Consider the following 23,100-nt stretch of genomic DNA (forward strand, 5'->3'; position numbering starts at 1 on the left):
CCGGCGTGGGACGCCGCACGCGGCGCAAACCCTCCCCGCGACGGGCGCCCCGCGGATTACGGCCAGTCGATGGGGTCCGTGACGGCCGGAGCCGACTGCACGCTGACGTCGCGCGCGCCGTGCAGCGGCCAGTCGATCCTCACGTGCGCGGACCGGGCCACAGGGCCCTCTGTGCCGGCGTCGACGGCGGCCGCACCGAGTGCGAGGACGGCGGCCGACAGGACGGCGGTGGTGGTGGTGCGACGACGGGCGTTCTCCATGAATTCCCCCGGAATGTTGGTGGTGGTTCTGTAGGCCCACCGGAGGCTGACAAATGCGCGGTCGGACCGGCTCGGAAAGGGGAGTCCCCGGAAGCCGGCGGCGGCCGCTCGGTCAGGTCGAAGCTAGATCACTTGCCAAAGCTTGACAACTCTCAAGCAAGATTGACAAATTTGTTCGGCCGCCCCTAGCGTCCTGTCACGAACGAGAGAGCCGCGGTGATGCCGAGGCCCTGTCCCGGATGTCTCGGCGCCCGCCGCAGCGGGCGCGCGCGGTGACGACAGGGCGTGTGTTCCCGCGCCAGATGGCGACCCACGGTGCGGAGCCCCACGGCACCTGCCACTGGCTGAACAAGACCGTGCCCACCCGGGCACGCGCACGTCCCGTGTCATGCGGGAGTCCTCGGCCGGACGGCACCTGGTGTGAACAGCGACAGCAGCCCAGCGACCCAGACCAAGGTGGTCACACGGTGACAGCCCTGACCCATACGCCCCTGCCCACGACTGAGCCGCCCCCGGCCGGTTCCCTGCGCATCCGCGCGGCCGGCGAGGACGACCGGGACTTCCTCAGGTCCCTCTTCACCAGCGCGCTCAGCCCGTTCTACGACGGTGACCACGCCGCGCACGCCGATCGCGTCCTCGATGCGCACCTCGCCTCCGGACGCGACCCGTTCGGCCACTTCTCCCACTCCCAGCGCACCTTCATGCTGTGTTCGGACGACACGCCCGACGCCGAGCGGCTGGGTGTGCTGCACCTGGTGGTCAAGCGCCAGGGCACGGTGAAGATCAGTCCGCTGATCCTCGTGCCGGAGCACCGCAGTCGCTCCGGGCTCGGCACCGTGCTGTTGCGCGCGGCGGAGGACTTCGCCCGCAAGGCCGGGGCCCGGCAGCTGTACTGCACGGTCGCCGCCGCCAACACCGCCGCGATCGACTTCTTCCTCCGGCATGCCTTCGTGCCGGCGGGCAGCGCGCCCGGCCAGTACAAGTCGGACAGCGCCGAGCGCATGCTCTACAAGGACCTGACCCTGCGCACGGAGCCCGCCGGGGACGACCACACCGGCGCCGCGAGCGGCACCCGCATCCGCCTCTTCCGGCCCCAGGACGCGCCCGGGCTGCGCGAGCTCGTGGGGCGCGTGATGCAGCCCGCGTACCGGGGTGTGAACGCGGACTGGGTGGATGCGCTTATTGCCGGGCACGACCGGCGCCACCACGGTGATCTCAACCAGAAGTTCAAAATCATCCACGTGGCGGTGGACGAAACGGGCACCGTGCGCGGAGTGGCCGCCGCGGGCCCGAAGAAGGGCCTCTCCGTCAAGCTGATGCCGCTGTGCGCGGACCGCCCGGCCGTCCTCGCCCAGCTCCTGGACCAGCTGCCCGACTTGTACCGCGGGCTCGGTCGCAAGCTCTACACCCACCAGCCGCCGGATCCCGCCATCACCGCGCTCATGCAGAGCCGCCGCTGGTCCCTGGAGGGCCTGATGCCGACCGCGTACCACCCCGACACCTGCACCGTTCAATGGGGCCTGATCCTGCCCGCAGCGCCGCACCGCACCGGAGACGCACATGAATGACCTGGACCAGTACGCCGACGAACTGCATTCCTTCGTAACCGCACGCGGCTGGGACGCCTTCCAGAACCCCAAGGACCTGGCGATGGCCCTCGGCGGCGAGAGCGGGGAACTGCTGGCGCTCCTGCAGTGGCTCACCCCGGAGGAGGCCGCGGCACGCCCCTTCGAGGACCCCGGGTTCCGCCGCGAACTCGCCCACGAGCTGGCCGACATCCTCAACTATCTGCTGCGGCTGTCCCGCTCGGCCGGTATCGACCTGCTCGCGGCCGCCCGCGAGAAGCTCGCCCTCAACGAGCAGCGCTACCCGGTGGAGCTGGCACGCGGCAATGCCCTGAAGTACGACCGGCTGACCGAGGCGGGAGAACAGGCATGATCGGCACCACTCCCCCGCCCCCTGCGTCCGCTGCTGCGGCGCACACCGCGGCCGGCCGGCGCACCGGCGACAACCTCACCGGTGGCCTGCGTGTCTTTCTCGCCGCGCCGTTCGTGCAGTTCATCGATCCGGCCGATGGCGTGGTCCGCCCTCAGTGGAGGCAGCGGCTGTCGGCCTTGCGTGAGGCACTTCTCGACGCCGGGCACGCAGTCTTCAATGCCCACCACAACGAGGGGTGGGGCGAATGGGGTCTGCCCCCGCAGGAGTGCGTCCCCTCCGACTTCCGCGCGATGCAGTGCGCCGACCTGGTGCTCGCCTACCCTGGAACCCCGCCCTCCACGGGCGTCGCACTCGAACTGGGCTGGGCCTCCGCGCTGCGCAAGCCCGTCGGCCTGCTGCTCGACCCCGGCACCACCTACAGCCCGATGATTTCGGCACTCGGCGAGGTCTCCCCGGTGCTGCAGCTGCCGTTCGACGGCAGCTGGTCCGCGCAGTGCCTCGACGGCGCGGTCCGCACCGCCCTGGACTGGGCGGCCGGTCTCGGCGTCCGGCCGGGGCCGTGGAGCGCACCGGAACTGGACCCCGCCCTCGCCTACCACCGGCACGCGACGGACCGCCCCGGCACGCCCGCGGCGGAGCCGGCCGCTGCGGAAACGGTGGTGGCGGCATGACGACCGCACTGCGGACACTCCCCGCGGCCGCCGGACCCGCCCAGCCGCCCACCGCCGTGACCGTCGCCCTGTGCGGTGTCGAGTTCGGCTGGGGCAGCGCCGGGAAGCTCGGTGCGATCGTGCACGCGCTGCGGGCGGAGCTCGGCGACCGCGTGCGCTTCGTCGGGATCGGCTCGCGGCTCGGCCGCGAGATCGTACGCGGCCACGGTGTCGAAGAGTGGCACGACGTCGACCTCACGGACGCGCGGGCGCTGCGCGCCCTGGTGGACGAGCGGGCCCTCGACGCCGCCGTGTGCGTCCTGGACCGGGCCGCCGCAGTGGCGCTGGAGGACGCCGGCTGCCCCGTCGTGTTCGTCGACAGCCTGCCCTTCCTGTGGACGAAGGACGATCTGGACAGCCTGCCGCTGCGAGCCAGCGTCTACTGCGCGCAGCTGGTTCCCGGGCTGCCGGGTCCGGCCTGGCCCGTGCTGGCCCGTGTGGAGAACCTGCGCTGGGTCGAGTCGGTGGTCGTCCCCGGGCCGGTCCGGACAGGACGCGAGATGCGGCCGGCCGGCGAACGCCGCGCGGTGGTCAGCCTGGGCGGTCTGCTGTCACCGCTGCTGGACGACCCCTCCGCCTACCTGTCCCTGACGGTTCCGGCCGCGCTCGGCGCTCTCGCCGCCTGGGGCGCCCGGCAGGTCACGCTGTGCGGCAACGTGCCCGAGGGGATGTTCGACGACATCACCGTTCCGGAGGGCCTGGACATACGAAGCGGCGCCCTCGGCCACCAGGGCTTCCTGGCCGAGATCGCCGAGGCCGACGTCCTGCTCACCTCCCCCGGTCTGACCACGCTGCTGGAGACCAGCACGCGCGGGGTGCCGGTGGTGTGCCTGCCCCCGCAGAACATCAGCCAGATCCTCAACGCCTCCTTCTACGCCCAGGCCACCGAGGTGCCGGTCGCCGAGTGGCCCGAGGAGGTCTTCCGCGCCCACGAGGTGCTCGACGCCCGCCTGGTCACGGCATCCGGTGACGTCGCGGACGGCGGTGGATCGCCCGGCGAGGACGCCGCCCTGGAACTGATCTACGGCGGGATCGCGCGCGCCGCCCGCACCCCCGCGCCAGTCCGCGCGGCCCTGACCGAGCGCATCGGCGCTTGCCTCGCCGCGGTCGAGCGGCAGCAAGGCCAATGGATTGCCCTGGCCCGGCTGGTCGGCACCGGTGGCGCGGCCCAGGTCGCCGACATCGTGCTGGCCACCGCGGCCCGCCGCGGCACCAGCCACCGCCCCGCCGACCTCCCTTCCTGAAAGGCTGACCGATCATGCAGGAACGACACCGCTATCTGTTCATCCGTGTGCTGGAGGCGTGCAACGCCGACTGTTTCATGTGCGAGTTCGCCCTTTCCCGGGACACCTACCGGTTCAGCCCGGAGGACTTCGCCGAATTGCTGCCGGAGGCGGTGGCGAAGGGGGTGGGCTACGTCCGCTTCACCGGCGGCGAGCCGCTGATGCACCGGGACATCGTCGACCTGGTGCGCCTGGGCACGGAGCACGGCATGCGCATGTCGCTGATCACGAATGGCATGTTCCTGCCCCGCTTCGTAGACCGGCTCGCCGACGCCGGGCTGGCCCAGGTGATCGTCAGCCTGGACGGCTCCTCCGCTGCCACCCACGACGTCTACCGCCGCTCTCCCGGCATGTTCGACAACGGTCTGGAAGGGCTGCGCCGGGCAAAGGAGTTGGGGATCATCCCGCGCGTCAATTCCGTCGTGGGACCGCACAACTTCGCGCAGATGCCCGAGCTGCAGCGGGTACTGACCGACCTCGGCGTTCAGCAGTGGGAGCTGTCCGCGATCAAGCTGGACCGTGAGATCCGCTATCCGTCGGCGGAGGAGGTCATCGCCGTCTGCGAGCCCGTCTACACCGCCGACCCGACCAGCACGCTCGTACCGCTCGGCAAGCGCTTCTACGGCGACACACCCGAGGAGCAGAAGGCCTTCTTCGAGGAGTCCCTGCCGCCGCGCGCATCGGAGCCGCTGTGTCTGGTCACCGACGACGTGATCTACCTGGACGGCAAGAACGGCCGCATGTTCTCGTGCAGTTGCCTTCCGCACAAGGAGGGGGACGAGGGCCCCGGCGGCGCGCCGCTGCGCACCGACGACGGCAAGGTCATGCTCGACAGCCCGGTCTTCCGCACCCACGCGGATCTCTTCAAGCAGCAGGGTCCGACGATGTGCGGCGGCTGCTCCGCGACCGCCGCCGGCTACAGCGACGACCTCGCCCGCATGGGCGCCGTACCGGCCTGGCACTACTGACGGCCCCGCCTTCCCCTCACGCCCGCCTCTGGAACCGACCGCGCCCGGAGCCACCATGTCCTCACCCACCACCGCCCCGCCGCGGCTGCGCGTGCTCGCCGCCGCCCGATCCGCGCTGGAGTCCCAGGCCGCGCTGCGCCATGTCAGCGCCCACCTCACCGAAGTCGGGCTGACCGGTGAGCCGGACGCCGGCCCCGCCCCCGACGCCGCCGTGGTGTGCGACGACGATGTGCTCGCCGCGCGCCTGAGCGCCTCCGGCGTGCCAGTTGTGTTCGTCGCCTCCGGTGGCCCCCCGCCCGGCGGCACCTGGCCGCCGTCGACCGTCCGCTGCCTGCACCGGCCCGGCTGGCTGGGCGGGCAGCGCGCCAAGGGCGTGCACACCGTCGGCACGATCGCCCCGCCCCGGGCCGCCCGGGCGCGTGCGGCGCGCGGCGCAGTCGTCCAGCTGTCCACACCGGACCTGCACCCCGGCGACCACGCGGCCGTCGCCCGGGCGGGTGCGGCCCTGCGCGCCGCCGCGGAAGCGGCACGGTACGACGGGAAACCGCTGCTCGGTGTGGTCCTGGACGCGCCGTTGCCCGTGCGGTCCGCCCTGCTGTCCGCGGCCGGAGAGGACACCGGCGCGCTGCCCGTCGCAGGGGTCGAGGAGGCCGCCACGGAGCGGCTGCTGGCCGAGGCGTCGCTGCTGGTCTCCTCGCCCCTGCTGACTGCCGTCAACCAGGCGCACGCCGCCCGGGTCCCGCTGCTGCTGCTCCCGGCTCTGGACGCGGACCAGGCCGGTCGGCTCGCCGGGATCACGGAGGCGACCGGCGTCGAGGTGCTCGATGCGGCCGCACCGGACACCTCGGCCGACCGCGCCGTCCGAGGTGCCGACCCGCTCTGGAACCGCATTTCCCGGGCACTGGAGCACGCCGGCGACGACCGGCGCGGCGCCCAGCGCGTGGCCCGTCAGGTCCGGCAGCTCCTGCTCGCCCCGTTCTGACGCGGCCTCTCCCCGCAGCCCCTGCCCACCCACCTCGAACGGAAGCCTGCTGATGCTGCGTCCCTTCCCCTACGGCGCCAACTACCTCTCCCTGGAGGACACCCCCGAACTGCACCGGTCCCTCGACAACAAGGTCCTCTTCCGGTACAGCGCTCCCGCGCCGAGCAACGCCGACCTGCTGGAGGCGTACGCGGCCGAACGGCTCGGCGCGGGTCGCGCGCTGACCGTGCCGAACGGCACACAGGCCCTGCGTGTGGCGCTGATGGGCACCCGACCGCGGATCGGCGACCCCGTGTACATACCGGCGGTCACGTTCGTCGCGGTGGCCGGTGCCGTGCTGTCCTGCGGGCTGGTTCCGGTCCTCGTCGACGTCGACGAACGGTTCGGCCTGGATGCCTCGCTGCTGCCCGCGGACGCGGAGCGAGTGGTGGTGGCGCACATGGAGGGCACCGTCGTCGACCTGCCCGCGCGGGTGCCGTACCTGATCGAGGACACCGCGCAGGCCATGGGCGGACGCCACGCGGACGGGCGGCACGCCGGGACCGTCGGCTACGCGGGCACGTTCAGCTTCCACCACGCCAAGATCCTCACCTCCGGCGAGGGCGGCCTGGTCGTGGTCCGCGACCCCGCCCATTGGGACAGCATGCGCTCCTACACCGACCACGGCTCGGCCCGCGAGCAGGGCAAGTACCCGGGCTGGAACCCCGGCGCTTTCTACGGCGAGAACCTGTGTGCCAACGAGGCCGTGGCCGCCGTACAGCTCCAGCAGTTCCGGCGGCTGGACGAGATCCTCTGCTCTCTGGAGCGGCACTACGCCCTGACGCTGGAGGCGCTCGGCGAGCGCTCGGACGTCACCGTGATCGCCAAGCGCCCCGGTGACGTCAAGACCAGCGTGCGGCTGCTGCTGGAGTCGCGACATCTGCGAGACCGGGCCATGGAGCGGCTGGAGGAACGGGGGCTGCCCTGCTGGACCCTGGACAAGTACCTTCTGCCTGAGCACCCGGTGGTGGCGGGCCGCGCCTCACTGTACGCGGACGGGTTCCCGTGGAACCTGGCCGACGGCGAAGACCGTTACGCGCCGTTGAGCCGGGACGGTTTCGCCGCAACTCGCGACAGGCTGGGCCGCACCCTGTGCATACCGCTCACCCCGGAAGCCGACGAGGCGGAGCAGATCCTGCTGGCCAAGGAGATCGCCGCCGTCGTTGCCGCGCTCTGAACGGCACCTTCCCCCGCCCGGCAGACCGTCCCTCCTCGTGGACCGTCCCCACGAGAACCGAGAGAATGCCATGACCCACGCAGCATCCGACAGCCGGCCCGAAGAGCCGTCCCCCGAAACCGACTCCCAGGCCCCGCCCGCCGGGAACCGGTTCCTCACCGTCCTGAGCGACAAGGCCATGCGCGGCCCACTGCTGTGGAGCACCGTCGGCCGCTTCCCGCTGTACCTGGTCACGCTCGCCCTCGTGGTGTTCGCCACCTCGCGTGGCACGGGCTACGGCTCCGCGGGCCTGCTGCTGGCCTGCTACACGCTGGGCGGTGCGGTGCTTGCGCCGGTCGTCGCCCGCCGCGTCGACGTACACGGCCAGACTCCCCTGCTCCTCCTGACCGGTGTCGTCCACCCGCTGGCGCTGATCGGCCTCGTGTGCACCGCGCCCGACGCCCGCATCCCGCAGCTGGTGTGCGCGAGCATCGCGGGCGCCACGATCCCGCCGATCAGCGGCTGTGTCCGGTCGCTGTGGAGCGCGCTGCCCAGCGGCAGGGAGGCGGGCTTCTCCCTGGAGGCGGTGCTCAGCGAGGTCTTCGTCATCGGCGGACCGCTGCTGCTCAGCGCCCTGCTGTTCCGGGGGACCCCCGCCACGGCCCTGGTCGTCGGCGGGGTTCTGGCGGGCGTGGGGGCCATCGGTTTCGCCACCACGCAAGCCTCGCGCAACTGGCGCGCCGAGGAGACCGAGAGCGATCTGCTGGGCGCGCTGCGCTCGCCGGGCCTGGTCCGACTGCTGGCCATCCTGGTCTGCGCGGCCGTGTCCATGGGCGTGTTCAACCTGGTCCTGCCCGCCTTTGCCGAGGAACACGGCTCCGCGGACAGCGTCGGCCTGATCTTCGGTGCCTGGGGCGTCGGCGGGGTCGTCGGCGGGCTCTGGTACGGCAGCCGTACCCGGAACTGGCCCGCCGAACGCACCTTCGCCATCGGCCTGCTCATCCTGTCCGGGTTCACCGCGCTGCCCCTGCTCGCCTGGGACAACTGGTCGATGGGCGTGGCCCTCGCCCTCGGCGGCGTGATCATCGCCCCGGTGACGGCCGTGGAGTACGAACTCGTCGCGCGCACGGCCCCGTCAGGCGCCATCACCGAGGCCTTCACCTGGGTCATCACCGTGAACGTCGTGGGCACCGCCGTCGGCGCTCAGCTCGGCGGTCTCCTCGTCGGCGCCTACGGCACCTGGGCGGCCTTCGTCGCCGCAGTCGCCGCCCTGCTCACGGGCGCCGTCGGCGCCTTCGCCGTACGCCACCGGTTCACGGCCCCGGCCGGCGCCCCCGACCCCACCCACCCGGATCCAGCGGAGCCGGAGCGGTACGACTCCACCGCCCTGCGCCCGCCCAAGGATTCCGCATGACCGATCCCCGTCCCTCCCTGCTGCTGGTCGACGGACGTCTCCGGGCAGTGTCACCGACTCCGTCATCGGCCGGGCGGACGTCGACGTCACCCTGCTCCGCTTCGAACGCCGCGCCTCGTACCTGCGGGCGGACCACTGCGAACGCACGAAGCACCGGCCGTCCTCCACCGTCGCCGACGGGTGCCGCTGGAGCGGGAGGCGGCCCGTTATCGGGACCGGGCGGCGCGGCAGTCGCCACCGCCCCGGTACTTCTGCCCATCCGCAGGAGCCCCTGCAGGAGATCTCGCAGGCCTTCGCCGCACTCGCCGGGCTGCCGCACCTGGATCAGGAACAGGTCCCCTGGGTGCGCCACAAGCCGCGGATGAAAGACCGCTGCCGCGAGCTGGGCATCCCCTGCGCCCGTTACCGCACGGCCACCGCGCTCGACGACATCCGCGCGCATGCGTGCTGGACGCCTGGCCGTCGTGGACGCCCGCGGCGCTCCTGGAGGCGATGCCCCGGCGGCCCCGGGGACCCCTGTCCGCCGGCGGCGGCCCGGAAAAATAATGAGCAGCCGTCGACCGGGCCCGCCTGGCACCGTGGTCCGGGAACCGCCCGGCACCACAGCGCGACGGCGCACCAGACCGTATCCGTACGGCAGACAAGGACACAGGAAAGATGGGACATCTAGAGGCCTCTCACCTCGAGTACTACCTGCCCGACGGGCGGACACTGCTCGGCGACGTGTCATTCCGGGTGGGCGAGGGAGCGGTGGCGGCCCTGGTCGGCGCGAACGGCGCCGGCAAGACGACCCTGCTGCGGCTGCTGTCCGGCGAGCTGAAGCCGCACGGCGGCACGGTCACGTCGAGCGGCGGTGTCGGGGTGATGCGGCAGTTCGTCGGCTCGGTGCGGGACGAGAGCACGGTCCGCGACCTGCTGGTGTCGGTGGCGCCGCCGGGCATCCGGCAAGCCGCGCAGGCCGTGGACGCGACCGAACACCTGATCATGACGGTGGACGACGAGGCCGCTCAGATGAAGTACGCCCAGGCCCTGGCCGACTGGGCGGAGGCACGCGGCTACGAGGCGGAGACCCTGTGGGACATGTGCACCATGGCCGCGCTCGGCGTGCCGTACGAGAAGGCGCAGTGGCGTCAGATTCGCACGCTTTCGGGCGGTGAGCAGAAGCGGCTCGTCCTGGAGGCGCTGCTGCGCGGTCCCGACGAGGTGCTCCTGCTGGACGAGCCCGACAACTACCTGGACGTACCGGGCAAACGGTGGCTGGAGGACCGGCTCGGTGAGACCGGCAAGACCGTGCTGTTCGTCTCGCACGACCGGGAGCTGCTGGCACGGGCCGCCGAGCGGATCATCGCGGTGGAGCCGAGCCCGGCCGGCTCCGACGTCTGGGTGCACGGCGGCGGTTTCGGCACCTTCCACGAAGCCCGGCAGGAGCGGTTCGCCCGGTTTCAGGAGCTGCGCCGCCGCTGGGACGAGAAGCACGCCCAACTCAAAAAGTTGGTGCAGGACCTGCAGCAGTACGCGGCGCGCAGCGACGACATGGCTTCTCGTTACCAGGCGGCGCGGACCCGGCTGCGCAAGTTCGAGGAGGCCGGTCCGCCGCCGGAGCCACCGCGCAAGCAGGAGATCCGGATGCGTCTGCACGGCGGGCGCACCGGGGTACGGGCCGTCACCTGTGAGCAGTTGGAGCTGACCGGGCTGATGCAGCCCTTCTCTCTGGAGATCTTCTACGGCGAGCGGGTGGCGGTGCTCGGCTCCAACGGGTCGGGCAAGTCGCACTTCCTGCGGCTGCTGGCCGGGGAGGGCGTGACGCACACGGGCACGGTGACACTGGGCGCACGGGTGGTACCGGGTCATTTCGCCCAGACACATGCGCATCCCGAATTGATGGGGCGCACCCTGGTGGACATCCTGTGGACCGAGCACGCCCGGGACCGGGGCGCGGCCATGTCGGCGCTCCGCCGCTACGAATTGGACCGGCAGGGTGACCAGGCTTTCGACCGGCTCTCCGGCGGGCAGCAGGCGCGCTTTCAGATCCTGCTGCTGGAACTGCAGGGAACCACCGCCCTGCTGCTGGACGAGCCGACCGACAACCTGGACCTGGAGTCGGCGGAGGCCCTGCAGGAGGGGCTGGAGGCGTACGAGGGGACGGTCCTGGCGGTCACCCACGACCGCTGGTTTGCACGGTCCTTCGACCGCTTCCTGGTGTTCGGCAGCGACGGCCGGGTACGCGATACGCCGGAGCCGGTGTGGGACGAGCGCCGCGTGGAGCGGGCACGCTGACGGAGTCAGGCGTGTGCCGTTCAGACAGCCGAGATGATCGTCTCGCTGGTGTATCGGGTGACGCAGAAGCTGTTGTCGGTCCCCGGCGGTGCTGCTGCGTGGGGAGGCGGCCAAGGACGCTGAATTGCTGGTGCTCCGGCAGGAGAATGCGGTACTGCGTAAGCAACTTGCGGGCCCGGTGCGGTACGAGCAGGCGGACCGGCTCCGGTTCGCAGCGCTGTCCTCGCCGCTACCCGGATGGCGCTGGGCGCAGCTGGTTCCCGTGAGGCCAGGGACGTTGCCCGGTTGGCACCGACGGCTTGTCGCACGCAGGCGGGATTACAGCGATCGCAGGGGCAAGCGGCCTGGCGCGGTCTCGGTCAGGATGCCGCGGTCGGCCAGCCGTTTGACCTTGAACCCCTCCGCGATACAGATCAGCCGGGGCTACTCCACAGCACCTGGGACGCGGCGCCCGCCCCACGCCGGTCGCGGACCAGCTGCTGGAACTCGGCCCGGTGGTCGGTCAGCCACGCCAAGCGGCAAAGGCCTGAGTGATCACGCCGGCGTCGCGCCCGCGCTTGTATGCGACCACGACGTGCGAACCGTTCTCGTCCAGGCCCCGCGAGTCGATCCGGCCGCCGTGCACCGGCCCGGTGCTGTACTCGCGGGCCGGGTGCCGAACGCCCAGCATGGCAGGCGCCCCACCGCCGCCTGGTCGCTCTCCGTGGCGCATGAGTGAGCCGGATTGACCCCTTCGGCCCTCTCGACCCCGTCGGCCGACCGGAGTGTGGGCAGAACCGCAACGGACTCGCACAGCAGGCCGAACCCCGTCCCGAGGCTACGCGAAGGAGCTCGAACGGCGGCGCCCCTCCACCCTTCGAGGCCCTTCGGCCAGGGCAGTCCGAGGTCTGCGATCTGCCCATAAATGACCTGACATCTCATCAGGACGAGCGTCGAATGAGCGTCACGAGCGCCATGTCAGCGTCAAGATATCGCCCGTAACGCCCACAGCGCACATCCTGCGCACTGACAAAACCGCAGGTCAGGGACCCTTCGCCACCGGCTCCAGGATCGCGACGCACTCCACGTGGTGCGTCACAAGGAACAGTGCAAGCCGAAGCAGGTGAAAGGAAGTCGCCGGTCCGGGCCTGCGCCGGCGGCGGTCCACGACCGCATGCGGTCCACGTCGCTACCGACGTGGACCGCACGATCGGGCCTCCTTCCCGAGCTCATGCGTATCCGACGATGGAAGTCGTCAGGCTGCGCACGGAGGGGGCCCGGCCTTCACGGGGTCGGGTCAGCGGACGCCGGCCGTCGCCCGGCGGCGCGCGTACACCACCGCACCGCCGATCGCCGCCAGGGCTGCGGCCGCGGTGACGGAGATCGGCTGCCAGGACTCGTCGGTGACCGGTGTCCCGGACGCGACGGCGCCCTGTTCCGGCTGGTCCTCCGCGAGGCCGGCGTACCCGCCGGCCAGGCCCTTGCGGTCGTACTCCGAGCCGGGCATCTTGTCGCCGTAGCGGGCGGTGACCAGCTTCTGGTAGGCGGCGAGGGTGACGCCGCGCTTTCCGCCGAGGCCGGTGGTCGCCTCCTCGTTGAGCGGCTCGACCATGCCGTCGGCGGTGAGCCGGTACCAGGCGCGGATCTGCGGCTCGGTGAAGGTACGGGCCTGGGGAGTACCGCGCTCGGCGAAGCCGACCTCGGCGTCCCCGTCACGGATGCCGGCCAGCTGCCAGCCTTCGGCACCGACGGCCTGCGGGCCGCTTCCCGGCGTAGCGGGGTTCCCCTTGGGCGCGAGCAGTACGGCGGCGTGCTTGCCGTCGGAGGCGGTCACCCGGGAGGCCAGGTAGGAGAGCCGGAGCGCGGTCTGCGGGGTTGCCTGGGTCTTGCCGGTCACGAACTCGGGGCTGATCTCGAACATCGGCACCGGGTCCTTCTTGAGATCGAACCCGGGCGGCGCGGCGACCGCCGCGGGTGCGTTGCCCGGGGTACCGACGGCGCCGCCGTCCGCGGCGGGGGCCGTGCGGGGCTGTCGGGCCGAGACCAGGAAGCGGGAGACGGTGTCGTGGAGTTGGTCGCTCCGGAGGGCTTGCTGGGCGGACTGGTAGCCGGCGATGCCGTCGCCCTCCGCGGCCTGTGCGGGAACGATTGCGCTCAGGGCGGCGGCGAGTGCCGTCGTGGCGAGGACGGCGGCCCGGACTACCACCTGCTTGGGGTGTCGCGTGGTCTGCATGGTCGGTCTGCTCCTCAGCCCTGGATGCCGATGCGGGAGTGGGTCCACTGGAACGAGTTGTTGTTCGCGTAAGTGGAGTGGTTCCACCAGGTGTAGGTCTGGGTGGTCTGCCACGGGTCGCCGACCGCGATCATGTTGGTGGCGCTGTCGTAGCCGTAGATGACGTTCATGTGACCGCCGCCGGTGCGCCAGCCGAAGCGCACGGCGAACGGCCGGCCTGCGTCGATCTCGGCGGCGGACTCGCCGAACGAGGCGTTGCGGTACAGACTGCGGCCGCTGTTCCTCAGTCCCAGCCTGGCCAGGCCATTGGCCATGTCCTCCAGCGTCGCGGGCTGGTTGTTGCAGTCCACCCAGGTTCCCTGGGCGGCGAGCTGGCAGAACTGCTCCTGGCTGACGGATCGGCCCCAGTGTTTGGCGATGGTCACGCCGGAGGCGTCCCAGCACCACTGGGTCCTGACCTGCTTCTGCATGTCGATCGGCAGTGTCTTCGCGGTCGTGGGGGGACGAGTGGGGGTGGGTTTCGGGTTCGGGCTCGAACCGCAGATCGGCAGGGGGGTGGTGTTTTCCCTGATGAAGGCGTCGGCGATGTAGTACGAGCCGGTGTAGATCCACCGCGGGTTGTTCTCCACGGTGTCGCCGGTGGTCCGGCAGGACATCTGGATCTTGGCGCCTACCTTCGAGGAGCCCTTCAACTGGGCCGAGAGGGACGGCTTGGCCCGGTGGTTGACGGTCTTGTAGTTGCCCTGCCCGCCGATGACCGTGCCGCTGACCACATCGGCCTGGGCGAGGGTATTGAAGCCGAACAGCAGACCGCCGGAGAGTGCGGCGGTGATCGCGGCTGTCAGCGCTTTCTGCCGGCGGGACGCGCGACGTTTGTGCATCATGCTCCTTGATCTGAAAGATACGGGAATGGCCTGCCCGGCAGCCCGGTCGTCCGGTCTGCGCGACAGATGTCGTAGGGCGCCTGGCTCGGCGGCGGCATACCGATGGATGCCGGGCAGTCAGCCGGTTGGCGCCGAACGGAACGGCGTGGGAACCTCACGGCCGCCACGATGTTGGGGCTCACACGACGCGCTGGTTACGGACCGCTTCGCCCGTCGCCCCGCGGCTGCCTGCGGGCTCGGGCCCGGCGGACCAGCAGCATCCCGGAAGCGGCCCCGGCGAGGGCGGCCATGGTCAAGCCCGTCGTTGTCCAGGAGAAGGTGCTCCCGTCGCCGGCCGGGGCCGGCCGGGCGGATGCGTCAGCCGAGGGCACGGCTACGGCCGGAAGGCTCGCAGGAACAGGAACGGGTGCGGTGGGCGCGGCGGAAGTGCTGGGGCGGTGCCGGGTCGGCGACCGGTACGGAGACCTCGCGTTCGGCGTGTCCGCGGGAGGGGAACCCGATGTGGACGTGCACCTTCCAGGTGCCGGCAGGCAGGACCTCTGCCGTGCTCCAGCCGGTGCGCGTGCCGCAATCCCGGACCAGCTTCCAGGGGCCCGCGGTGCGGGTGCCGTCCGCGCTGGTCGCGTCCACCGTGGCGGCGACCGCCTCCTCGATGGCGTCCCCGTCGTTCTCCCCGGTGATGTCGGTGGTGAGGTGGCCTTCCCGCTGCCCGGTGATCATGACTTTGACGGTGTCGCCGTGGGCCTGGGTCGGGGTCGCCAGGGCCAGGGCCTGGCGAGGAGGAGGAACAGGACCCCGAGTCCGGTACGTGCCGGGGGGGCTGTGCCGTGTACGCATCGTTGTGGTGCTCCCTGGTGCGGTGGGGATGCGAGGGGCGGTGGGGGAGCCGGCGGCCGGCCGCATGGGGAAGGTGGCCGGCCGCCGTCGGTCGATCAGACGGTCGAAGGTCAGCCGACCTTCTGGACCGTCCAGACCTGCGTTGCGCGCCCGTCGGCGCGCTGGAGGTCGAGCAGCCGAGCGTCGTAGTACGGGCGGTTGCTCGCGGTGAGGGCGTATCCGCCGCTCGCCGGGCGGGCCGGATCGGAAACCACGGCCTTCGGCGCGGCAGCCGGTGCGAGGACGTCCGCGGCGGCGTCGGCCTGAGCGGCGGTCCCCGCCTGGGCATTGTCGCCGAGCCCGAAGTAGGCGATGCCACCCGCTGATGCCGCGGCCGACGCAGTGGCGGCGGAGAGGAGTATCAACCGGCGCGGTTTGCGCCGGTGTTGACGTTTCTTTCGACGGTAACCCGTCATGCGCACCTCAATTCCTGGCCGGAGGAGTGGGTGCACGGAAGCCTGCCAGACGGGTGCGATGGAGAATTCGGACAAACGGGAATGGGCTTCGAGATATCCGACTGTTACCTTGGGGGTTATATCTGATGATCTATCAATTAACCTTAGGATCAAGGTAGTTGCACCTGTAGACGCGAAAAGGTCCAGGCCATCTCCGTTATGTCGTTATGGAATCGAGATAATCGAGTGAGGCTTGCTGACGGAAATTCAGTCAGCGATTCACCTAATTACTACTGGACGAATTCCCCCTGTTACGAGCGGTAAGGAATCCCTGGCTCCGCCCGAGGGCGACGACTCGGCGGCGCGAAGGCCTTGATGCGCGACGGGGCCGACTGTCGGCGGGTCGCACAGCCACGGGTCCGAACTGCCCCCTATGCCCTGATCGTCGCCTCACATCCCATCGCTCTCCCGCCCCCGGCACGGGTGATCGGCGTGAGCCGGGCCGTGTGTCAGCCCTGAAGTCCTAGCTCGGCCTTGGGACCGGTAGGCCCGCGTATTCAGGAGTCGCGAACCTCAAGGCCGCCGAGGGATGGGTCGTCACCGGGCATCACAACGACGCCCTTGACCCATGTCGAGGAGGCTCACGATCAGTCGGAGATCACTGGTGGGCTGTTCGGACGTTCCGAACGCCATCGGGAACGGCACCGAACTCCACTTCGTCCACGTCGAGGGCAAGCGAGGCTCAGGTTCCGCCAGTTTCGGTCACCAGCCTGGTGGCAGTCTTGTCGTGGTGGCCGAGCGCCTTCGCGATGACGAGGCCGGGGCTTGGCGGACGAGTTGGCGGATCGCCGAGGCAAACCGCTCGACGCCATCGCGCTCTAGTACTGGTCGCCCGCCGCGGATACGTTCACCCGTGAGTAGTGCTCGGGAGAACTGCCATTGGGTGCCGTAGCCGCGGCAGCCCGCGCCGGCCCGACTGTCGTCGTCTGGGTCCGATAGCGGTAGCGAGTCGATACGCCCGCCGTGCACCGGCCCAGTGCTGTACTCGCTTGCCAGGGATCGGCCCCGGCCATCGTTTCGCTGTGGGCCTCGACGAGGTCCTGCACATCCGCCTCGACCTCTGTCAGACGTGGCACGACCTCGGTCACGCCGCCCTTCGTGTTGAACGGCTTCAGGCGGGAAGCCGGGATGCGGGCGAGGACCATGGACCGCCGACCGGCAGAGAAGGCCGCCTGCCATGCCAGGCGTAGCCCTGGTGCGGGAGGCGGCTCTTCCGTGCTCATGATCCGTCAGGAAATGCGCCGGGGGTGCGTCAAACGTGCGTCACGAGCGTCGATCCATCGCCCTCAACGCCCGCGCCGCCCAGCATGCACACTGCCCTGAACCGCAGGTCAGAAGCCCTTTGCAGTCAGTTCAAGGAGCGCGACGCACTCGACATGATGGGTTTGTTGTCAGAAACAGATGGAACGAAAACAGGTAGAAAGCAATCGCAGGTCAGAGCCATGCAGGACTGACTTCGTGACGTATGTGATGTGCGCTATGGGTGCTGCGTGCGCAAACGTGACGCTAGTTTGCCGCTCGGAACGGACCTCGACAGCGGCCGGATGCGGCTTTCTCCTGGTGCCACCAGGGCGAGGCACACCAGACATTGAGGCAGCCCGACCGCAGGCTCATCCGGGTTGCCGACGTCCGGCCCGCGGCCCCTGGCCACGGCCACCGTCACCGTGACGGCCCCGGCCGTGAGGCGGCCGGGACCTTTCTGGGTCGCGTCCGACCGGCCCTTCAAAGGGAGAGGCTCGCCGTATACCGTTAGGTGATGGGCTGAGGTCGGCCTCCGCGGGCAGGCAGCCGAACGCAAGCGTCTGGGTGACCTGGAGGAGGCCCAGCAGAAGCGCATGCGATGGGAAGCCGTGAAAGCGTCAGGCCACGGCCGAATACGCAGAGGCATACCGCGCCCGCCACCTTGAAGCACAGAACGCGGCGTGGAGGCGCGCAGCGGGTCTTGTCGAGTACCTCGGCGCACTCCGACTCCACGCGGAGAGTCTGCCGCTCGGACCGGCCAAAGACGAAGCCGAGGCGTGGATCACCTGGGCCGAGGGCGACGCACAACGACTGAATCCACTCAACGGTTCACCGCTGATGCCGGAATTGCCGAGCCCGGGGCCGAGGACCTCAAGCCGTTCCTGCATGGCTTGAGCCCCTACGGACCCAGCTACTGAGCACCCACTCTGCCGGCTGCCGGCCTCGCTGCCACACCTGGCAGCGCGCTCGCCGCCACAACCAGCGACGGCGGAACGGACCGATCTTCTTCAAGTCTCCGCAAAGCCAGACCGCACAAACCGAGCTCAGCACCCAGCCCGACCTGCACGATCACAGTCCTGCCACCACGTCAGAACGGGCGTCAAATGAGCGTCATTTCAGGGTCAAGATATCGCCCGTAACGCCCACAGCGCACATCATGCGCACTAACAAAATCGCAGGTCAGGCGCCCTTCGTCACCGGCTCCAGGATCGCCACGCACTCCACATGATGCGTCATCGGGAAGAGGTCGAAGACGCGCAGGGTGCGGATCTTGTAGCCGTTGTCCTTGAAGTAGCCGAGGTCGCGGGCCAGGGCTGCCGGGTCGCAGGCCACGTACGCGATGCGGCGGGCGCTGAGGCCGGCGATGTGGCGGACCGTCTGCTTGCCCGCGCCCGCGCGGGGCGGGTCCAGGACGACCAGGTCGCATTCGGTGATGCCGGTCTTCGGCAGGATCTGCTCGACCTTGCCCTGCTCGACACGGACCCGCGGGAAGTCCGCCAGGTTGTGCCGGGCGTCCTCGACCGCGCGCTTCGTCGACTCGATGCCGAGCACCGCGCCCGTCTCGCCGAGCCGCTCCGCCAGCGCGCCCGCGAAGATGCCGACGCCGCAGTAGAGGTCGAGGGCCATCTCGCCCTTGCGCGGCATCAGGCCCTGCATGACGGCCTTGATCAGGGTGTCCGCGGCCTGGGGGTGGACCTGCCAGAAGCCGCCCATGCCGACCCGGTACGTGCGGCCGTCCGCGCGCTCCCGTACGAAGGGGCGGCCGTGGACCCGGTGGACCCCGCCGTCCTTCTCCTCGACCCGGAGCACCGAGACCGGCTTGTCCAGCTCGACGAGGGGGAGGCGGCCGCCGGGGCGCGGGGTGAGGACGACCTGGCGGTCGCCGGAGCCGGAGGCGGCAATGGCCTCGACGGAGGCCATCTGGGGCCAGTCCTGCTTCTCGATGCCGAGTTCGCTGACGCCGGTCGCGGCGATCATGCAGTGGTCGACCAGCTCGATCTCGTGCGAGCGGTGCTTGCGCAGACCGGCGTTGCCGTCCTCGTCGATGGCGAACTGGACCCGGGTGCGCCACTGCGGGACCTGGCCCGCGGGCAGCTTGTCGCCCTCGGCCGGCATGACGGTGCCGTCCCAGCCGGCCTCCTCCGGGGTGAGGCCGGCGAGCCGCTTCAGCTGCTCGGCGACGACCTCGCCCTTGAGCCGGCGCTGGGCGCCGGGCTTGGCGTGCTGCCAGTCGCAGCCGCCGCACTTGCCGGGGCCGGCGTACGGGCAGGGGGCCGGGACGCGGTCCTTGGAGGCGTCGAGGACGGTGATCGCGTCGGCGCGGAGGTAGCGGGAGTCCGCGTCGCCCTCGGTGACCTTGGCGACGACCTTCTCGCCCGGCAGGGTGTGGCGGACGAACAGGACCCGGCCGTCGTCGGTGCGGGCGATGCAGTGACCGCCGTGCGCGACGGGGCCGACCTCGACCTCGTACTCCTCCCCGACCAGTGACTGCTTCTCGTTCTGCTCGACGCTCGTCATGGTGGGGAGACTCCAAAAACTGAAACAACGGAAAGCGGCCGGACGACCGACCCACCAGTTTACGTGGATCTCGTCCGGCCGTTCACCAACCCGTTCAGCCCTTCGGGGTGCCCTTCCCCGTGGGCTCCTTCGGCGGCCTGGACGCCCGGGGCGTGTCCACCGGCCCTCGCCGCACCGCACCCGGGGCGTTCCACTCCTGCCGCTTCTTCGCCCGCCTCTTGGCGAGTTCCGAGGACTCCAGCTGGTAGGGCACCGAGGTGACCATCACGCCGGGGGTGAAGAGCAGGCGGCCCTTGAGCCGCAGCGCGCTCTGGTTGTGCAGGAGGTGTTCCCACCAGCGGCCCACGACGTACTCGGGGATGTACACGCTGACGGCGTCGCGCGGGTTCTCGCTGCGCAGGCCCTTGACGTACTCCACCACCGGGCGGGTGATCTCGCGGTAGGGGGAGTCGAGGATCTTGAGCGGGACGTTGATCCCCCGGCGGTCCCACTCCGTGCGCAGGGCCTTGGTCTCCTCCGGGTCGACGCTGATGCTGAGCGCCTCGAGGGTGTCGGAGCGGGTCAGCTTGGCGAAGGCCAGGGCGCGCAGGGTGGGCTTGTGGACCTTGGAGACGAGGACGATCGAGTGGACCCGGGAGGGGCGCACGCTGTCGTCGCTGGGGCCTTCGGCGGCGGCGATCTCGGCGGAGACCCGGTCGTAGTGCTTCCGGATCGCGGACATCGTGCCGTAGAAGATCACCATGCCGAGCAGGGCGACCCAGGCACCGTGGGTGAACTTGGTGGCGAGGACGATCACCAGCACCATGCCGGTGAAGAAGGCACCGAAGGTGTTGATGGCGCGCGAGCGGTGCATGCGGCGGCGCGCCGACGGCTTGCGCTCGGTCCTCAGGTGCCGGTTCCAGTGCCGGACCATGCCGATCTGGCTCAGCGTGAAGGAGACGAAGACGCCGACGATGTAGAGCTGGATCAGCTTGGTCGAGTCGGCGTCGTAGATCCACACCAGCAGCATGGCCGCGCCGGCGAGCAGCACGATGCCGTTGGAGAAGGCGAGCCGGTCGCCGCGGGTGTGCAGCTGGCGCGGCAGGTAGCGGTCCTGGGCGAGGATCGAGCCGAGCAGCGGGAAGCCGTTGTACGCGGTGTTGGCGGCCAGGAACAGGACCAGCGCGGTGGCGGCGGCGAGCAGGATGAAGAGGATGCTGCCGTCGCCGAAGACGGCTTCGCCGACCTGGGAGATCACGGGGTGCTGGACGTAGTCGTCGCCGACCGGCGTGCCGTTGCGCAGCAGGTCGGTGGCCGGCTTCTCGGCCATCTTCACGTCGGTGGCCATGGCCAGGCCGATGATGCCGCAGAACATGGTCACGGCCAGGCCGCCCATGAGGGCGAGGGTGCTGGCCGCGTTCTTGCTCTTGGGCTTGCGGAAGGCGGGTACGCCGTTGCTGATGGCCTCGACGCCGGTCAGGGCGGCGCAGCCGGAGGAGAAGGCCCGCAGCAGCAGGAAGACCAGCGCGAAGCCGGCCAGCCCCTGGTGCTCGGGTTTGATCTCCAGGTCCGCGGTGGGGGCCTTCATGGTGTCGCCGAGGACGAGGCCCTTGTAGGCGCCCCAGGCGATCATGGCGAAGACGGCGCCGACGAAGACGTAGGTCGGGATGGCGAAGAGCTTCCCGGACTCCTTCACCCCGCGCAGGTTCATCAGCGTGAGGAGCAGGATCATGACCATCGCCGAGAGCACCTTGTGCTCGATGACGAAGTGCACGGCGGAGCCGAGGTTCTCGACTCCGGAGGAGATCGAGACGGCGACGGTGAGGACGTAGTCGACGAGCAGGGCGCTGGCGACGGTGAGGCCGGCCCTGGGGCCGAGGTTGGTGTTGGCGACCTCGTAGTCACCGCCGCCGCTCGGGTAGGCGTGGACGTTCTGCCGGTAGGAGGCGACGACCGTGAACATCAGCACGACGACCGCAGCGGCGATCCAGGGGCTGAACTGGTACGCCGACACACCCGCGATCGACAGGACCAGCAGGACCTCGCCGGGGGCATATGCCACCGAGGAGAGCGGGTCGGACGCGAAGACGGGCAGCGCGATCCGCTTGGGAAGAAGGGTTTCCCCTAGGCGGTCGCTGCGCAGCGCCCGGCCGATCAGGATCCGTTTGGGCACGTCGGTCAGTTTGGACACGCAGAGGATCGTAAGCGTTCGAAATGGGACCGGCGAACCCCGACCCCCTCCCCGCACACTCCCGCCGCAATTCGTCCCCGACTGCACCGCAACGCCTCACACGTGTGACCGCCCGTGTGTAGCTTGGGCCGTGGTCTGAGACCCTGTGAAGCCAGAGCATGCAATGAGGCTGGAAACCAGCAAGCGCTGACAGCCGGAAGGACGGCCGTGCACATCGTCATTATGGGCTGCGGAAGAGTGGGTTCTGCCCTCGCGCAGACCCTGGAACAGCAGGGGCACACGGTCGCCGTGGTCGATCAGGACCCCACCTCATTCCGTCGGCTGGGTGCCGGATTCGGCGGCCGCCGCGTCACCGGGGTGGGCTTCGACCAGGACACCCTGCGCGAGGCCGGGATCGAGGAGGCGGGAGCCTTCGCCGCGGTCAGCAGTGGTGACAATTCCAACATCATCGCCGCCCGGGTGGCCCGGGAGATGTTCGGCGTCGAGAACGTCGCCGCCCGCATCTACGACCCCAAGCGCGCCGAGGTCTACCAGCGCCTGGGCATCCCCACCGTGGCCACCGTGCGGTGGACCGCCGACCAGATGCTGCGCCGGCTGCTGCCGTCCGGCGCGGAGCCGCTGTGGCGCGACCCCAGCGGGGCGGTCCAGCTCGCCGAGGTGCACACCTCCACCGCCTGGGTCGGCCACCGGATCAGCAAGCTGCAGGAGGAGACCGGCGTACGGGTCGCCTTCCTCACCCGGCTGGGCGAGGCCATCCTCCCGTCGTCGGCGACGGTCCTGCAGGAGGGCGACCTCGTCCACGTGATGATGCGCACGGACGAGATCGACAAGGTAGAGGAGGCCTTCGCCGAAGGCCCCGAGGAGGCACACGCATGAGAGTCGCTATCGCCGGGGCAGGCGCGGTGGGCCGCTCCATCGCGGGCGAGCTGCTGGAGAACGGGCACGAAGTGCTCCTGGTCGACAAGGCGCCGACCGCCATCTCGGTCGAGCGGGTGCCGCAGGCCGAGTGGCTGCTGGCCGACGCCTGCGAGATCACCTCGCTGGACGAGGCCGCGCTCCAGCGCTGCAACGTGGTCATCGCGGCGACGGGCGACGACAAGGTCAACCTCGTCGTCTCGCTCCTCGCCAAGACCGAGTACGGGGTCCCGCGCGTCGTGGCCCGCGTCAACAACCCGAAGAACGAGTGGCTCTTCAACGAGTCCTGGGGCGTCGACGTGGCCGTCTCCACGCCGCGTCTGATGTCGGCCCTGGTCGAGGAGGCCGTCAGCGTCGGCGACCTCGTACGGCTGCTGCGCTTCAGCCACGGCGACGCCAACCTGGTCGAGCTGACCCTGCCGGCCGACTCCTCGGTCGCCGGCACCCAGATCGGCGACATCAGCTGGCCCGAGGACACCTCGCTGGTCACGATCATCCGCGGCAACCGGGTCCTCACCCCGCACGGGGAGGAGACCCTGGAGCCGGGTGACGAGCTGCTCTTCGTGGCCGCCCAGGCCCGCGAGGAGCAGCTGGAGGACCTCCTCCAGGCCCGCCGCTAGGCTCCGGGCCCGCCGGCTCGGCCCGCAGTCCACGCGGGCACACCGGGACGAAGGAGGGGGGGGGGGGGGGCCCCCCGGGGCCCCCCCCCCCCCCCCCCCCCCCCCCCCGGGGGGGGGGGGGGGGGGGGGGGGGGGCCCCCGGCCCCCCCCCCCCCGCTTAGGGGCCCCCCCGCGGCCCCGGA

Annotated in this window: 18 protein-coding genes and 2 pseudogenes; 11 read left to right on the plus strand and 9 right to left on the minus strand. The window is 70.6% G+C overall.

Annotated elements, in window-relative coordinates:
* Positions 1-56: 56 nt before the first annotated feature.
* The gene (locus tag ACFWUZ_RS10365) at positions 57-260 is read right to left on the minus strand and encodes a hypothetical protein (RefSeq protein WP_384370248.1); all 204 of its coding nucleotides are present in this window, start codon (positions 258-260) and stop codon (positions 57-59) included.
* Between the two features lie 467 nt (positions 261-727).
* Here ACFWUZ_RS10365 and ACFWUZ_RS10370 point away from each other — a divergent pair, with 467 nt between their 5' ends.
* The 9 genes from ACFWUZ_RS10370 to ACFWUZ_RS10410 all read left to right on the plus strand — a co-directional run bounded on the left by ACFWUZ_RS10370 (position 728) and on the right by ACFWUZ_RS10410 (position 11,027).
* Positions 728-1,828 carry a GNAT family N-acetyltransferase gene (locus tag ACFWUZ_RS10370; RefSeq protein WP_384370251.1) on the plus strand — a complete coding sequence of 367 codons (1,101 nt, stop codon included), beginning with the start codon at positions 728-730 and terminating at the stop codon, positions 1,826-1,828.
* Positions 1,821-2,198, plus strand: a complete 378-nt coding sequence (locus ACFWUZ_RS10375; RefSeq protein ID WP_384370254.1) for a nucleotide pyrophosphohydrolase — start codon at positions 1,821-1,823, stop codon at positions 2,196-2,198. The genes ACFWUZ_RS10370 and ACFWUZ_RS10375 overlap by 8 nt, the downstream gene beginning before the upstream one ends.
* Entirely contained in the window at positions 2,195-2,869 is a 675-nt protein-coding gene (locus tag ACFWUZ_RS10380) for a hypothetical protein (RefSeq protein WP_384370257.1), read from the plus strand. Before ACFWUZ_RS10375 ends, ACFWUZ_RS10380 begins: the two co-directional genes overlap by 4 nt.
* Entirely contained in the window at positions 2,866-4,152 is a 1,287-nt protein-coding gene (locus ACFWUZ_RS10385; RefSeq protein WP_384370260.1) for a hydroxymethylcytosylglucuronate/cytosylglucuronate synthase, read from the plus strand. The genes ACFWUZ_RS10380 and ACFWUZ_RS10385 overlap by 4 nt, the downstream gene beginning before the upstream one ends.
* 14 nt (positions 4,153-4,166) lie before the next feature.
* The gene (gene blsE, locus ACFWUZ_RS10390; RefSeq protein ID WP_384370263.1) at positions 4,167-5,159 is read left to right on the plus strand and encodes a cytosylglucuronate decarboxylase; all 993 of its coding nucleotides are present in this window, start codon (positions 4,167-4,169) and stop codon (positions 5,157-5,159) included.
* A gap of 55 nt (positions 5,160-5,214) precedes the next feature.
* On the plus strand, positions 5,215-6,141 hold the full coding sequence (gene blsF, locus ACFWUZ_RS10395) for a CGA synthase-related protein (protein ID WP_384370266.1): 927 nt from the start codon (positions 5,215-5,217) through the stop codon (positions 6,139-6,141).
* A gap of 52 nt (positions 6,142-6,193) precedes the next feature.
* A complete protein-coding gene (locus ACFWUZ_RS10400) occupies positions 6,194-7,357 on the plus strand; it encodes a DegT/DnrJ/EryC1/StrS family aminotransferase (RefSeq protein WP_384370270.1) in 1,164 nt (387 codons plus the stop codon).
* A gap of 70 nt (positions 7,358-7,427) precedes the next feature.
* On the plus strand, positions 7,428-8,750 hold the full coding sequence (locus ACFWUZ_RS10405; protein WP_384370273.1) for an MFS transporter: 1,323 nt from the start codon (positions 7,428-7,430) through the stop codon (positions 8,748-8,750).
* A gap of 657 nt (positions 8,751-9,407) precedes the next feature.
* Complete coding sequence (locus ACFWUZ_RS10410; protein ID WP_384370276.1) at positions 9,408-11,027, plus strand: ABC-F family ATP-binding cassette domain-containing protein; 1,620 nt, start codon at positions 9,408-9,410, stop codon at positions 11,025-11,027.
* 393 nt (positions 11,028-11,420) lie between these two features.
* Here the strand turns inward: ACFWUZ_RS10410 and ACFWUZ_RS10415 are convergent.
* The 8 genes and pseudogenes from ACFWUZ_RS10415 to ACFWUZ_RS10450 form a co-directional block, all read right to left on the minus strand.
* Positions 11,421-11,697, minus strand: a pseudogene (locus ACFWUZ_RS10415) (transporter); the annotation flags it as partial.
* A gap of 606 nt (positions 11,698-12,303) precedes the next feature.
* Complete coding sequence (locus tag ACFWUZ_RS10420) at positions 12,304-13,239, minus strand: hypothetical protein (protein WP_384370279.1); 936 nt, start codon at positions 13,237-13,239, stop codon at positions 12,304-12,306.
* 14 nt (positions 13,240-13,253) lie between these two features.
* Entirely contained in the window at positions 13,254-14,123 is an 870-nt protein-coding gene (locus ACFWUZ_RS10425) for a papain-like cysteine protease family protein (protein WP_384370282.1), read from the minus strand.
* Positions 14,124-14,480: 357 nt separating this feature from the next.
* Entirely contained in the window at positions 14,481-14,843 is a 363-nt protein-coding gene (locus tag ACFWUZ_RS10430) for a hypothetical protein (RefSeq protein ID WP_384370285.1), read from the minus strand.
* A gap of 227 nt (positions 14,844-15,070) precedes the next feature.
* Positions 15,071-15,364: a hypothetical protein gene (locus ACFWUZ_RS10435; RefSeq protein WP_384370288.1), complete on the minus strand. Its 294-nt coding sequence runs from the start codon at positions 15,362-15,364 to the stop codon at positions 15,071-15,073.
* A 1,020-nt stretch (positions 15,365-16,384) separates the two neighbouring features.
* Positions 16,385-16,599, minus strand: a pseudogene (locus ACFWUZ_RS10440) (hypothetical protein); the annotation flags it as partial.
* 1,276 nt (positions 16,600-17,875) lie between these two features.
* A complete protein-coding gene (locus ACFWUZ_RS10445) occupies positions 17,876-19,213 on the minus strand; it encodes a class I SAM-dependent RNA methyltransferase (RefSeq protein ID WP_384370291.1) in 1,338 nt (445 codons plus the stop codon).
* Between the two features lie 94 nt (positions 19,214-19,307).
* The gene (locus ACFWUZ_RS10450) at positions 19,308-21,383 is read right to left on the minus strand and encodes an APC family permease (protein ID WP_384370294.1); all 2,076 of its coding nucleotides are present in this window, start codon (positions 21,381-21,383) and stop codon (positions 19,308-19,310) included.
* Between the two features lie 207 nt (positions 21,384-21,590).
* Here ACFWUZ_RS10450 and ACFWUZ_RS10455 point away from each other — a divergent pair, with 207 nt between their 5' ends.
* Together ACFWUZ_RS10455 and ACFWUZ_RS10460 are read left to right on the plus strand one after the other, a co-directional pair.
* Entirely contained in the window at positions 21,591-22,259 is a 669-nt protein-coding gene (locus tag ACFWUZ_RS10455; protein ID WP_384370297.1) for a potassium channel family protein, read from the plus strand.
* On the plus strand, positions 22,256-22,918 hold the full coding sequence (locus ACFWUZ_RS10460; RefSeq protein WP_030765850.1) for a TrkA family potassium uptake protein: 663 nt from the start codon (positions 22,256-22,258) through the stop codon (positions 22,916-22,918). Before ACFWUZ_RS10455 ends, ACFWUZ_RS10460 begins: the two co-directional genes overlap by 4 nt.
* Positions 22,919-23,100: the final 182 nt, after the last annotated feature.

The sequence above is a fragment of the Streptomyces sp. NPDC058646 genome (assembly GCF_042716875.1).
GTDB lineage: Bacteria > Actinomycetota > Actinomycetes > Streptomycetales > Streptomycetaceae > Streptomyces.